A 13,709-nucleotide genomic window follows, 5' to 3' on the forward strand; every position below is an offset into this window, starting at 1 on the left:
ATCAAGTTCTTTTATAAACGTAAATCTACCATTAGTTAGTTTGATTTTAAGGAAATAGCGAAAAATTGATGAATTTTTAGAATAAACAAGGAAAGGTAAAACCTACTTTGGCTTTTGCTTGTTAATAAAGGAGTTAACCAAATATGACCATGGAAAAAACAGCAGCAAAAAGAACTACCAAAGTTGATAAACGAGCCAAAATCATTGAGAGCTACAAAACTTACCTTCTGGAACATGGCAAAGAGCCAGTATCTGTGTTTAAGTTCACACAAAGTATCAAGCTGAAAGAGGTTGATTTTTATGCCTTTTTTTCCAGTTTCGTTGGGGTAAAAAGAGCCATTTGGCAATCCGTTTTTGAAGATACAGTTATCATTTTAAACGGGCAGGATGTCTATCAAGACTATAGTGCTAGGGAAAAGCTTTTGGCTTTCTTCTACACTTGGATTGAAGAATTGAAAAAAAATAGGAGTTACTTTTTGGCTCTTTATGGGGCAGGTAAATTACCAAAGGGCTCTCTCCCAAGAGAATTGGGAGGTTTTAGACAGGACTTTAAGGAATTTGCCAAAACAATTTTACAGCAAGGTGAGGAGCAGGAAGAGATTGCTTCAAGACCCTATATCAGTGAGAAATATGATGAGGCAATATGGTTGCAAGTGCTGTTTGTTTTTCGGTTTTGGGTAAATGATCATTCTGAAGGTTTTGAACGAACGGATGCAGCTATAGAGAAGTCTGTCAACCTTGCCTTCGACCTTATGGGGAAAAGTGCATTGGACACTTTTGTCGATTTTGCCAAGTTTTTGTATCAGTCCAAATAAGAGAAGATGACCGTGGAAAGAAAAGAACAAGGGCAAATCCCCGTTGGAAAAGTACAAAGAGCGGCAAAGTTCATTAAGACTGGAGCAAAGGTTGGAGGGAATTATGTAAAGCATTATGCAAAGCGAATTGCTGATCCAAAAATATCTAGGGAAGAGTTGGATAATGACAATGCTACGGACATTTATTCTTCATTGAGCGAGCTCAAAGGAAGTGCATTGAAAGTGGCACAGATGATGTCAATGGACAAGAATTTACTACCTAGAGCCTACCAAGAAAAATTTTCGATGGCCCAATATAGCGCACCGCCATTGTCCTACCCCTTGGTGGTGAAGACATTTCAAAAGTATTTTGGAAAATCTCCCGAATCTATCTTTGACCAATTTACCAGATCGGCAGTGAATGCAGCATCCATAGGACAAGTTCACCAAGCAAAACTGGATGGAAAGAAATTGGCCGTGAAAATCCAATATCCAGGGGTTGCAGACAGTATCAGTTCTGATTTGAAATTGGTAAGGCCTTTTGCTTTGAGACTGTTAAATATCAGTGACAAAGAGTTGAGTCATTACCTGGCTGAAGTGGAAGAACGTTTAGTGGAGGAGACGGATTATGAGTTGGAAGTAAAAAGATCCAAGGAAATTTCTGCTGAATGCTCACATATTCCTCATTTAGCTTTTCCTAAGTATTATGAAGACTTGAGTAGTGAGAGAGTCATTACCATGGATTGGCTATCTGGGAATCACATCAAAGAGTGGTTGTTACTTAATCCATCTCAAAAAGAAAGGAATAAAATAGGTCAGGCTTTATGGGATTTTTATCATCATCAAGTGCACGAGCTGAAGCAGGTACATGCTGATCCTCATCCAGGGAATTTTATTATACTGGATAGTGGTGATTTAGGGATTATTGATTTTGGTTGTGTTAAGGTGATTCCGGAAGATTTTTATCAGGGCTATTTTAGCTTGATCAAAAGGGACTTGGTAGCGAATAAAGAAGAATTGGATAAGATTTTTTATGATTTGGAGTTTATTTCTGATAAAGACAGTCAAGAAGAAAAACAGTTCTTTAAAGCTATTTTCAAGGAAATGATTTCCTTAATCGGAAGACCTTTTCATCAAGACAGTTTTGATTTTGCTGATGATAGTTACTTTGATCAGATTTTTGAGCTGAGTGACCGGGTGTCCAATGATAAAATGTTTAAAAAATCCAGACAGGCCAGAGGGTCTAGGCATGGACTTTATGTCAACAGGACTTATTTTGGTTTGTACAGTCTACTCAATCAGCTTCAGGCTAAAGTAAGTACGACTAAGCCCAAGTGGTTGGTATGAAAAATGGCCAGTCCTACATTTGGGCTGGCCATTTTTATGAAATCAAGGGTTTTAATTTTTATCAGAGTAACTTATTCTATAAATACATCCTGCCATATCATCAGATACCAATAGGCTTCCATCTGGTAATTCCTGGACGTCAACCGGTCTTCCCCACACTTCCTGACTAGCATCATCCAACCAGCCTGATGCAAATACGGTTTCACCCGTTACTTCACTGCCACTAAGGCTTACATTGCTGACTACATAACCGCTTTTCTTACTACGGTTCCAAGAACCATGTTTTGCTACAAAGATGGATTTGTTATAATCGTCGGGGAACATCTCACCTGCATAAAAGCGCATTCCCAATGGTGCCACGTGGGGTCCCATTTTTGCTTTGGGCATTTCATAAGCCGATTGATCTTCCCCATTGTCTCCAAATTCAGGATCTTTGACAGTACCTTCATGCCAATAAGGGTAACCAAAGTGCTGACCAACTTCAGTGATTTCATTCAGCTCGCATTCCGGAACATCATCTCCCATTTGGTCACGACCATTGTCCGTAAACCAAAGGTTTTTGGTGTCTGGGTGCCAGTCAAATCCTACAGAATTTCTAACGCCATGTGCTACGATTTCAGGTTCAATGTTTTCCGCATTCAAATCTATTCTTGTAATGGAGGCGAAGATTTCTTTTTCAGGTTCACAAATATTACAAGGAGCTCCCACAGGAATATAGAGCATTCCATCAGGGCCAAAATCTATAAATTTCCAACCATGATGACCTTCTGTGGGGTAGCCATCATATACAACTTCAAAAGTGGGATCAGCCAAGTGATTTTTGATGTCTGGAAATTTTAAGATTCTGCTGATTTCAGCTACATAGAGGTCGCCATCTTTATAAGCAACACCATTTGGAGATCTAAGGTCTTCGGCTAAGGTGTAGCGAAAGTTGGCCTTGCCATCTCCATCTGAGTCAATCAGGGCATACACATTTTTTTCGTCGCGATTTCCAACGAAAACAATTCCTTCCTCAGTTGTTGCTAAGGATCGGGCGTTAGGTACATTGGCTGCCCATACCTCAATGGAGAAATTGGCCGGTAACTGTATGGTTTCAAGCTTAACCTCTGCAGAGTCTGAAGAGATGTCAACCCGGTTTTCTCCTTCAATGGCATCTATAGGTTGAAGTTTTTTTTCATCATCATGAGCGCATGAAACAAGCATGAGACTTAACATTGCTGCGCCAAATAAGGTTTTGCGATAGTTCATAGATTAGGGTTGTGTTTGTTCAATAATTCTTCAATTTAACAATTTGGTGAATTTTTTCATTAGAATGATTTATAAACGGGAGAATCCTTATTTTTGCAGCATGTTATCCATCAATAATTTATCATACTATATCGGCGGAAGGGCATTATATGAGAATGCATCGCTACACATCAAACCTAAGGATAAGATGGGCCTTGTGGGCCTTAACGGTACAGGTAAGTCCACACTGTTGAAGATTATCAATGGTGACTATCAGCCGAGCAAGGGGGAAATTCAAAAAGCGAAGGATTGTACTATTGGTTTTTTGAATCAGGATTTACTTTCTTATCAATCTGAAGACAGTATTCTGGAAGTGGCTTTGGAAGCATTCAAGGACACCTTGAAGCTCCAAGATGAGATAGATGCTGTTTTGAAACAGATGGAGACCGATTACTCAGAGGAGATTATCAATAAGTTGGCCCATCTTCAGGAGCGCTTTGAAGCTAATGAAGGTTATACGATCAAGGCCAAGGCGGAAGAAGTGCTGGAGGGAATTGGGTTTTCTACAGCAGATTTACAAAGACCTCTGAAAACATTTTCAGGAGGATGGAGGATGCGTGTGATGTTGGCAAAGCTGCTATTGGAAAAGCCTTCTTTGTTGATGCTTGATGAGCCTACCAACCACTTGGATTTACCATCCATTCAGTGGGTGGAAAATTACTTAAAAACCTATGAAGGAGCTGTCATTGTGGTTTCCCACGATCAGACTTTTTTGGATAACTGCATCGAAACCACCGTGGAGGTTTCCCGTCAATCACTGACCATCTACGCAGGCAATTACTCTTTCTATAAAGAGGAAAAGGTAGAGCGTGAAGAGATTCAGCAAAATGCCTATGAGAATCAACAAAAGATGATCAAAGACACGGAAAGATTCATTGAGCGATTCCGCGCCAAAGCCTCTAAATCCAATCAGGTTCAGTCGCGTGTCAAGGCACTTGAAAGGCTGGAGAAGGTGAATGAAGTAGTTAGTGATAATATCTCAGTCAACTTTAAGTTTAAATTTGCCAAGCAATCAGGAAGGGATGTAGTGACTTTGGATCATGTATCCAAGGCTTATGGGGATATTCAGATCTTGAAAAACAGTACCGCGAGGATAGAGCGCGGTGACAAAATAGCCTTGATTGGAGCCAATGGAAAGGGGAAATCGACCCTCTTGAGGATTATTGATGGAACAGAGCCAATCAAAGGAGAAAGAAGTGAAGGGTATAATGTCGTCAAGTCCTTTTTTGCGCAGCACCAATTAGAGGCCTTGAATGTCAATAATGAGATTATTCAGGAAATGGTTCAGGCTGGAAGCGACAAGACAGAGACAGAGCTAAGGAATGTACTTGGCTGTTTTTTGTTTACCAATGACGATGTTTTCAAAAAGATCAAAGTACTTTCCGGTGGTGAAAAATCAAGGGTGGCATTGGCCAAGACCTTAATTTCAGAAGCCAATTTCCTATTGTTGGATGAACCGACCAACCACTTGGATATGCAATCGGTAAATATTCTGATTCAAGCCTTGCAACAATATGAGGGTACTTTTATTACTGTTTCTCACGACAGACATTTCATCAAGGGGGTAGCCAATAAGATTTGGTATATCGAAGATCATGAAATCAAGGAGTACTTGGGAAGCTATGATGAATACAATTATTGGCGTTCCCAACAAGTGGAGGTAGATGCTGCACCTGTAGTTAAAAAGGAGAAAGTACAGAAGCCGAAAGAGGTGAGAAATGACAGTGAGGTCAGCCAAGCAAAAAAAGACTTGAAAAAAAAGGAGAGAGAACTTGAGGAGGTGGAGTCAAAAATAATGGCCTTAGAAGAAAAAAAAGAATCACTTGAGCAGCAATTGGCTGATCCTGCCATCTTTCAAAATGAAAGTGAAGCAGCCAAGGTAAATCAAGCCTATGAAAAACTTAAGCAGGAAGAAGGCCAACTGAATACTATTTGGGAGAAGATAGCTGAAGAGATAGAAAGTTTACAGGAGGTTGTTTCTTAAAATCAATTGTTTTACCTGTAATTTTACAAGAATTTATATTATGCCAACCTAGCTTTGAAGAAGTGAAGGTTGGCATTATTTTTTATATTGAGAGCTTGTTTGACAGAGAAGTGTTATGAAGAAATTGAAGATTGCTTTCATTTTATTTTTGATCTTTCCTAAGATGCTACTTGCCCAATTCGCATTGGAAGACAAAGTGTTTGAGGAAAATATCCAAACAGTTCAACTTTACCGAAACGGGGTGGGGTTGGGAGCTCAAATGAATGCTCCTGTAATTCCTTTGGGTTCATCGGGGTTGGTTTTGGAGTTTGATGATTTGGCCTTTGAGCCAGACAGGTATTCTGCCTCCTTGGTACATTGTAATGCCGATTGGACTCCTTCAGGTTTAAAGTCGGCTGATTACCTCAGTCAATTTAATGAATTCAATGTGAACACCTACGATTACTCCATCAATACAAGGGTGCCCTATATCCATTATACATTTGAGGTTCCAGCTGTAAGTAAGTCTGGGAATTACCTGTTAAAGGTCTATAGAGGAAGGGATGAAGATGCACTGATTCTGACTAAGCGTTTTATGGTGTATGATGCCCAATTGAAAGTAGGAGCTTCCTTGATTCCTCCTACACAGACTGCTGAAAGAATGACTGGGCAGCAAATTGATATACAAGTAAATTATGCTAATCGTGAGATCAGGGATCCAGGTAAAAATGTTAAGGTGATTGTGAGGCAAAACCAACGGTGGGACAATGCAAAGATGGGTCAGCAGCCCACTTTTATCAGGGAAGAAAGAAGCCTCTTGGAATACCGTTTTTTCAATAGTGAAAATATTTTCGATGCAGGCAATGAATTTCGTTTTATCGACTTGCGATATGTCAGGACCACTGGAAGAAATATCGCAACAATGAAATTGGAGTCAGATGTAGCTTATGCAGAGACATCTGTTAGTCAACCCCGTGCTGATTTAAGCTATATGGAATATTTGGATCTCAATGGGCAATATATTATTGAAAACCTAGAGCGTGGAAATGCCAAATTGGAAAGTGAATATGTGCTGGTCACCTTTAAGGTGGATATGAAAGAAATAGAGGGGGAACCTTATGTTTTTGGCTCTCTAAGTAATTGGGGGAAATCAGTTGCTGCCAAAATGGACCAAGTTGGGATTTCCAAACAGTACCAGACATCTATTTTATTAAAACAAGGATGGTATGATTTTCAGGTAGCAGTGAAAGAGGGAATGGATTGGGACACCCTTTCCATGGAGGGGAGTCATTTTCAGACAGAAAATGAATACGATGTTTTGGTGTACTACAGGGATTTTGGAAGCCGCTATGATGAGTTATTGGGGTACATCACTATTAATGCTAATAACAAGCGATTTTGAAGTAATAAAAAACCCTGAGAAATCATCCTCAGGGTTCTAATTTTTAATCTTCGCCTTCCTCTTCTTTAGTGGCTTGGTCTTGTCTGGATTTGTAAGGGACAAAACCTTCTCTTTTGAATTTGTAAGGTTCAGTGCGTTGGCTGGGAGAGTTATTGGCAAGATCTAACATACCAAAACCTTTGTGTGTAAAGGCTCCCAATCCACACTTGAAAACGAAGTCCTGTACTTCAGGAGCTGCATACAAAGTAAACGGAAGGGTGTATCCTCTTACTTCATATTTAACATCCATGTCGTACACGGAATAAATTCTAGCAAATTTCTTTTGCTGTTCTTTCAGCTTATTTACATAGTTCATGTCAGGTACCACCTGGAACTTATAGAAAGATTCCATTTGCTCTTGGTTGTACCATCCAGAACGCTCCATCCTAGTTAAGGTAGACTCATATAGAAGGTCAGAGAACTCATCCGTATCCGGATTGATGAATCTCTTTCCAGAGTCGTCGTTAAACGTAGGAGTTAACAGTACCAATGGGGAAATACAAACAAATTTGTTTGATGGTTCCAATTCTGGTTCCGATTCCTTTTCAGTGTACTCAGGTGAAATGACGAGATTTCCCAACTCAATTTTGGGCGTTTTAAACACTTGCTCTAGCAAATAGTCAAGGAAGTCTTCATTGGGTGATGAAAGCACTAGGGTAACTAAGCTTGAGTAATAATGTAAGCCGCTTCTACTTACTTTGGTCTGTCCTTTAAGACCAGAGAAGTTGAAGTAATTGTAGTTGAAAAACTCTTCACGGCCACCTTTTACAATTAGACCTTTAAGGAATTGGGCCAAAATGTACTGATGGTGAAAGGGTAAATAAGCGCCTTTGTTTTTTAACGAAAATATTAATCTTATTCTCACGGCATTAAAAATGAAAAGTTAAACAATGATTATTTTAATCTTTACTACTGTCAACGCTGTAGTATTCAATTTGTTCGCAAAACTACGATAAAATTCTGAATTATGTTAAACATTAAACCTAAAATGCATAATGTCACCATCTTGAACAATATACTCCTTGCCTTCAATGGCGATTTTTCCATTTTCACGACAAGCTGCTTCAGATTTATATTTCTCGTAGTCAGCCAATTTGATTACTTCAGATTTGATAAATCCTCTTTCAAAGTCAGTATGGATAACTCCTGCAGCAGCTGGAGCTTTCCATCCTTTTTGAATGGTCCAGGCACGCACTTCTTGTACCCCTGCAGTAAAGTAAGTGATAAGATTAAGCAAAGAGTATGCCGCTCTGATCAACCTGTTCAAACCACTTTCTTCAAGTCCATATTCTCCTAGGAACATTTCCTTTTCTTCAGGGTCGTCAAATTCTGCAATTTGTGATTCGATAGCTGCGCAAAGCATGATGACTTCCGCGTTTTCATCTTTGACATTTTCCTTGAGCTTATTTACATGCTCATTGCCAGTAAGGATACTTGCTTCATCTACGTTGGCTACATAAAGCACTGGCTTGATGGTGAGAAGGTGAATGTCTCGAATTGCTTCTAAATCCTCTTTTTCTACGTCTATGGCTCTGGCGTTTTTACCCGCCTCTAAACCGCTTTTAAACAATTTAAGAATTTCTAAGTCTTTTTTTGCTTTTGCGTCGCCTGATTTTGCGATTTTTTCGATTCTGGCAATCTTTTTTTCCACTGACTCCAAATCTTTAAGTTGAAGTTCGGTGTCAATTATCTCTTTGTCAAAGATGGGGTCTACATTTCCTGCTACGTGAACGACATTGTCATCATTAAAGCAACGGATGACGTGAACGATAGCGTCAACTTCACGGATATTCGCTAGAAACTTGTTGCCAAGTCCTTCACCTTTACTAGCTCCTTTGACCAGCCCGGCAATGTCCACGAATTCTATCACAGTAGGCATTACCCTTTGTGGATTGACCAATTTTTCTAGGGTTTGAAGTCTGCTATCTGGGACTGTCACCACTCCTACATTGGGTTCAATGGTACAGAAAGGGAAGTTTGCCGCTTCTGCTTTTGCACTTGAAAGCGCATTAAATAAGGTTGATTTTCCAACGTTGGGAAGCCCAACGATGCCACACTGTAAAGCCATTTATTTTTTGCTATTTGATTCTAAATATGCGGTATTCTTTATATCCTTTGTAAAACTCTTGCACTGAGACTCTTACTATGGTATAGACAGGGATGGCAAATATCATCCCGAGTACTCCGCCGACTTTTGCCGCTGCAAAGATAACAACAAATATTTCAAGTGGATGTGCTTTTACCGATTTAGAGAAAATTAGTGGCTGAAGAAAAAGGTTGTCGGTAAGCTGAACAATAGAAAAAACAGATAAAATTTTCACAATTAACAAAGTCATCTCTTGGGTGCCTAGGAAGTCTCCGGTGGATAGGCCCACCAAAACACCGAAGGTGGCCCCTAATATAGGTCCTGCATATGGGATAAGGTTGGCTACAGCAGCGAATATTCCTATCGTAAGTGCATATTCCACTCCTACTATCGAAAGACCAAATGAAGCTATGGTGAAAATAGCACTCATTTGAATTAGTAGTCCCAGTAAATAGTTGGAGAGCAGCCTTTCTACTTTATGAAAAGTGGCGACAGAAAGTTCAAAATACTGATTGGGTACCAAATTGATAAAGTTTCTTCTAAGAAGCCCATTTTCCAAAAGCAGGAAGAATGAGATAAATACAATCGCTAAGACGGTAATCAGTACAGAGCTGGTTGCATTAATCAGTCCATTTAGAAAGCCTTGGATGTTGATTTCACTTAGACTGGATAGCATGGTGTTCTTGACTTGCTCAAAAAGATTACCGGGATTGTTGCTCAGTAAATTTAAATTAGTCAAAACAGCTTCTATCCGGTTCACAGGTCTTTGTATCTGTTCGTAGAGAAATTCAACATCCAAATTTTGGATGATTTCAACCTGGGCAATAATCAGGGGAATGAAGAGTAGTATGATGGAGAAAAGGATCAGCCCAATTGTGGCAAAAGAAAATAAAATTGCTAACCAGCGTGGAATGTGTTGCCCAAATACATGGATGCTGTTGATTCTGTTGGTCATGGGGCGCAAGGCAGCTGCAATGACCAAGGAAATAATAAAATAGAAAGCAATGTTGGAAAAATACCAGCCTAATAAAAGTACAGCCAGCAGAAATGCCAGCACTGAAAGTATAAATTTCTGCATATTATAAAAATAGTAAAGAGACTGTACCATTTCCACATTGAGTAAAAAGAATTTTTAACTCACGGACTTTAACCTCTGCAGATCGGGTTAAATTTAATGATACAGTCTCTTTTGTTTTCAGATGGGAATTAATCCCACTTCAAATCTTCTCCGAAATTATCTTCGGAACTGGTCTCAGCTTCAGCCTCGTATTGAGAGAAGTCAAAATCAGCCATTAATTCATTTTTGACGTGATCTACAGTGTCTTGTAATGCATCAACGAACTTGGCAAAGTCTTCTTTGTAAAGAAAGATTTTGTGCTTTTCATAAACGAAATTGTCATCTCTAACTTTTCGTTTGCTTTCAGTGATGGTAAGGTAATAATCGTTTGATCTCGTAGACTTTACATCAAAAAAGTAAGTTCTTTTTCCTGCTTTTACTTTTCTTGAGAAAATCTCCTCTCTGTCGTTTCCTTTATGCTCTTCCACTTTCCAAAATTTTTAATTACTTATATCAAGGATTTATAATACGAATGACAAGTTAAATCAATTCGGGATTTAAATTCAAGGTCTTGGTAGGTTTTTTTTTAAGAAGGGTGCTGTTTTTTGTATAAAGCTTTAAAAGTCAGGTGTTTTTTTGGGAAACTGGTAAAAAGAAAAAGGAGCGATGTTTGTCGCTCCTTTATGTTATTCTGCGTGTAAATATTCTTTCTTCGCCAAAAGCTCTTCTTCAGATTCAGGGTTGTCAGGATCGTCAACGCAACAGTCCACAGGGCAAACAGCGGCACACTGAGGCTCCTCGTGAAATCCTGTACACTCTGTACATTTCTCGGTAACGATATAGTAAAATTCATCAGAAACAGGCTCCTGAGGTTCTTCAGCGTCAATCACTGTACCGTCTTCCAGCTTTACCTCTTTGAGTTCAGTTCCACCGCCCCATGTCCATTCGATGCCACCTTCATAGATCGCAGTGTTAGGGCATTCAGGTTCGCATGCACCGCAGTTGATGCATTCGTCGGTTATCATTATTGCCATTATAATCTCCTTTTTTAATTTCGAATTCAAAATTAAGAAGCATATAACAATATACCAATACAAATATTGATTCGCTAAATAATTTATAATGAATCTAGCTTAGAATTCCAAAATTCACTTTTTAATGACAAATAAATATCTTTGTGGTCTTATACAAAAAAAGACAACGAAATGACCCTTCAGGAGAGAATCAATGCTTTTGCTGCTTTAGGAAAGAAGCTATCATCTTTGCCCGATTATGAAATTGATGAATTGGCTTTTAGGGCTGAGAATAATAACAATTGGTTTACTCCTGACCAAGTGAAACTAGCACTTCAGGGCTTGGTACAGCTCTTGGATGAAGAGGCCTTGAATAATTGGATGGCAAAATATCAGGTCAAAGATCAACCAGAACCTAAAACAGTTGGGGTAATGATGGCTGGGAATATACCTGCGGTCGGGTTTCATGATTTAATGGCAGTTTTGTTGACAGGGCATATTGCTCACGTAAAGTTGAGTTCTACTGATCAGGTACTGCTTAAATGGTTGGTAAAGGAGTTGATAGAGTTAGCCCCTTATTTTGAGGATAAAGTGTTTTTTGAGGACATGCTAAAAGGCAAGGATGCCTACATTGCGACGGGGAGTGATAACTCGGCCCGCTATTTTGAGTATTATTTTGGAAAATTCCCAAGTATTATTAGGAAAAACAGGACTTCAATTGCGGTGCTTGATGGTTCAGAATCAGCCTTGGATTATAAAGAATTAGCTAAGGATATTTTTCAATATTTCGGCCTTGGTTGCAGAAATGTTTCCAAAGTTTACCTGAAAAGTGAATCACAGATAAAGGATTTTCTGACGGCTATCGAGGGCTACCATTTTGTGTTAAGCCACCATAAATACCTTAATAATTACGATTATAATAAATCCATTTACCTTGTAAATGGTGATGTTCATCTGGATAATGGGTTTTTACTCTGTAAGCCAAGTGAGGAGTTGGTTTCTCCAGTTGCGGTTCTTTATTATGAGGTATATGAGGAGGTAGAACAGTTAATGGAAAAAATAAAAGAAAAGGAAGATAAAATCCAATGCATTGTAAGTAGAGGAGGATGGTATCCAAGCAGTTTTGAATTTGGAGAAGCGCAAAGACCTTCTGTGGAGGATTATGCAGACCATGTGGATACGGTAGCTTTCTTGCAGGACCTTTCTTGATTCAGGGTTAATATATGGTGGATGTTTTGGAGAAAGCCATTATATTATATGGTTAATAGTGCTCCCAGAATTAATCCGAACCCAATTTGATCAATAGAGCAAAGAGTTTTTCCTTTCCAACCCCTTTTGGCTTGGCCCTTCTGCTGTCTGTAATTTGTATAGTTGGGGCGATTATAATGACTAAGTCGGATAAAATATCGACTTATTATTATACGTGGGAGGTCTTTGGCTTTTGGAGGAAAGGTTTCTGAGGATTGCTGGAGTTTACTTTGCAAATGGTTTTGATTTTGGTTTTTGGTCATGCATTGGCCATTTCCAAACCTGTGTCAAGCTTGCTAGGTAAGGTTTCCTCACTAGTGAAGTCCAATGTTCACGCCGTTTTATTGACCGGAGCGGTCACCATGATAGCCGGTTATTTCAATTGGGGCTTTGGTTTAATTTTAGGGGCTGTATTGGCGAAGAGGATAGGGAATCATGCCGTACAGCAGGGGATTCTAATTAATTATCCATTAGTAGCAGCATCTGGATACTTGGGGATGATGGTGTGGCATGGTGGGTTTTCTGGTTCAGCGCCCCTAAAAGTGGCCGAGCCCAATCATTTTTTGGTATCTGAAATTGGATCCATTTCAGTTTCCGAAACTATCTTGAGCAAGGAGAATATCCTGATTAATAGTTTCCTTTTTTTCGCAATCATGATAACCCTTTGGCTACTTTCTCGAAAGAAGGTGGAATTCACCCCTGTAGAAGTGAGAGAAGAGTTTTTGGAAGTAGGTGAAGGAAAAGGTTATTTGGGATGGATAGTAGGAGGATTTATTTGTCTTTTAGGTTTTGGAAGTTTTTTTGAAAAAGGAGATAATGCCCTTGGTTTTATAGATCTTAATTATGTCAATTTTTTATTGCTTGGCTTTGGGATGGTGGCACATAAAAGCTTAACAAATTATACCAAGGCTATCCAAAATGCCCTGAAAGGTGCTACAGGGATTATCTTGCAGTTTCCCTTTTATGGAGGCATCTTGGGAGTGTTGAAACATTCGGGTTTGTTGCTGTTGATCTCAAGTTATTTTGTGAGGCTTTCATCTCCTGATAGTTTTCCCTTTGTGACCATTATGAGTGCAGCTTTGGTAAATGTCTTTGTGCCTTCTGGAGGCGGGCAATGGGCTGTACAGGGGCCAGTGATCGTGGAGGCTGCCATAAAAATGGGCTTGCCCATTCATGAAATGGTTATGGCGATGGCTTATGGGGACCAGCTAACCAATATGGTTCAGCCGTTTTGGGCATTGCCTTTATTGGCGATTACAGGGGTAGCGCCAAGGGACTTGTTGAAGTATACCATTTATTTTTTTGTGGTAGGGGGAATAGTGTTTGGATTGGGGGTGTTCTTGGCTTTTTGATAAAGGGATAATTCTACCAAAATCCCTTCAGGGAACTATTAAAGGGTTATTTTAAACCCTTATAAATAAGTGACAATACTTAGCTTTTGCTTCTCTTTTTCGCCTAAAACCGTATCTTTGC

The 13,709-nt window shown here is 39.4% G+C and carries 12 protein-coding genes; 6 read left to right on the forward strand and 6 right to left on the reverse strand.

Annotation, left to right across the window (positions count from 1 at the left end):
* Positions 1 to 149: 149 nt before the first annotated feature.
* Positions 150 to 815, forward strand: coding sequence for a TetR family transcriptional regulator C-terminal domain-containing protein (locus JL001_RS12220; RefSeq protein WP_200976346.1), 666 nt, complete (start codon positions 150 to 152; stop codon positions 813 to 815).
* A gap of 6 nt (positions 816 to 821) precedes the next feature.
* On the forward strand, positions 822 to 2,141 hold the full coding sequence (locus tag JL001_RS12225; RefSeq protein WP_200976347.1) for an AarF/ABC1/UbiB kinase family protein: 1,320 nt from the start codon (positions 822 to 824) through the stop codon (positions 2,139 to 2,141).
* Positions 2,142 to 2,192: 51 nt separating this feature from the next.
* On the opposite strand, the gene JL001_RS12230 is transcribed toward JL001_RS12225, so the two are convergent.
* Complete coding sequence (locus tag JL001_RS12230) at positions 2,193 to 3,389, reverse strand: sorbosone dehydrogenase family protein (RefSeq protein WP_200976348.1); 1,197 nt, start codon at positions 3,387 to 3,389, stop codon at positions 2,193 to 2,195.
* Between the two features lie 100 nt (positions 3,390 to 3,489).
* Between JL001_RS12230 and JL001_RS12235 the strand changes: the two genes are divergently transcribed.
* Together JL001_RS12235 and JL001_RS12240 are read left to right on the forward strand one after the other, a co-directional pair.
* A complete protein-coding gene (locus JL001_RS12235; protein WP_200976349.1) occupies positions 3,490 to 5,412 on the forward strand; it encodes an ABC-F family ATP-binding cassette domain-containing protein in 1,923 nt (640 codons plus the stop codon).
* Between the two features lie 115 nt (positions 5,413 to 5,527).
* Positions 5,528 to 6,793 (forward strand): DUF5103 domain-containing protein, encoded by a 1,266-nt coding sequence (locus JL001_RS12240; RefSeq protein ID WP_200976350.1) that lies wholly within the window; start codon positions 5,528 to 5,530, stop codon positions 6,791 to 6,793.
* Between the two features lie 43 nt (positions 6,794 to 6,836).
* Here JL001_RS12240 and cas6 read toward each other — a convergent pair whose 3' ends face one another.
* From cas6 to JL001_RS12265, 5 genes are all read right to left on the reverse strand, one after another.
* Positions 6,837 to 7,697, reverse strand: coding sequence for a CRISPR-associated endoribonuclease Cas6 (cas6, locus tag JL001_RS12245; protein WP_200976351.1), 861 nt, complete (start codon positions 7,695 to 7,697; stop codon positions 6,837 to 6,839).
* A 105-nt stretch (positions 7,698 to 7,802) separates the two neighbouring features.
* Positions 7,803 to 8,900, reverse strand: a complete 1,098-nt coding sequence (gene ychF, locus JL001_RS12250) for a redox-regulated ATPase YchF (protein WP_200976352.1) — start codon at positions 8,898 to 8,900, stop codon at positions 7,803 to 7,805.
* Positions 8,901 to 8,910: 10 nt separating this feature from the next.
* Positions 8,911 to 9,996, reverse strand: coding sequence for an AI-2E family transporter (locus JL001_RS12255; RefSeq protein WP_200976353.1), 1,086 nt, complete (start codon positions 9,994 to 9,996; stop codon positions 8,911 to 8,913).
* 128 nt (positions 9,997 to 10,124) lie between these two features.
* On the reverse strand, positions 10,125 to 10,463 hold the full coding sequence (locus JL001_RS12260; RefSeq protein WP_192007263.1) for a DUF3276 family protein: 339 nt from the start codon (positions 10,461 to 10,463) through the stop codon (positions 10,125 to 10,127).
* Between the two features lie 198 nt (positions 10,464 to 10,661).
* Positions 10,662 to 11,009: a 4Fe-4S dicluster domain-containing protein gene (locus tag JL001_RS12265; protein ID WP_200980399.1), complete on the reverse strand. Its 348-nt coding sequence runs from the start codon at positions 11,007 to 11,009 to the stop codon at positions 10,662 to 10,664.
* 171 nt (positions 11,010 to 11,180) lie between these two features.
* Between JL001_RS12265 and JL001_RS12270 the strand changes: the two genes are divergently transcribed.
* Positions 11,181 to 12,197: an acyl-CoA reductase gene (locus JL001_RS12270; RefSeq protein WP_200976354.1), complete on the forward strand. Its 1,017-nt coding sequence runs from the start codon at positions 11,181 to 11,183 to the stop codon at positions 12,195 to 12,197.
* 254 nt (positions 12,198 to 12,451) lie between these two features.
* On the forward strand, positions 12,452 to 13,588 hold the full coding sequence (locus JL001_RS12275; protein WP_200976355.1) for a TIGR00366 family protein: 1,137 nt from the start codon (positions 12,452 to 12,454) through the stop codon (positions 13,586 to 13,588).
* The last annotated feature ends 121 nt before the right edge of the window (positions 13,589 to 13,709 follow it).

Origin of the sequence: Echinicola sp. 20G (genome assembly GCF_015533855.1) — a bacterium.
In the GTDB taxonomy this organism is placed as follows: domain Bacteria; phylum Bacteroidota; class Bacteroidia; order Cytophagales; family Cyclobacteriaceae; genus Echinicola.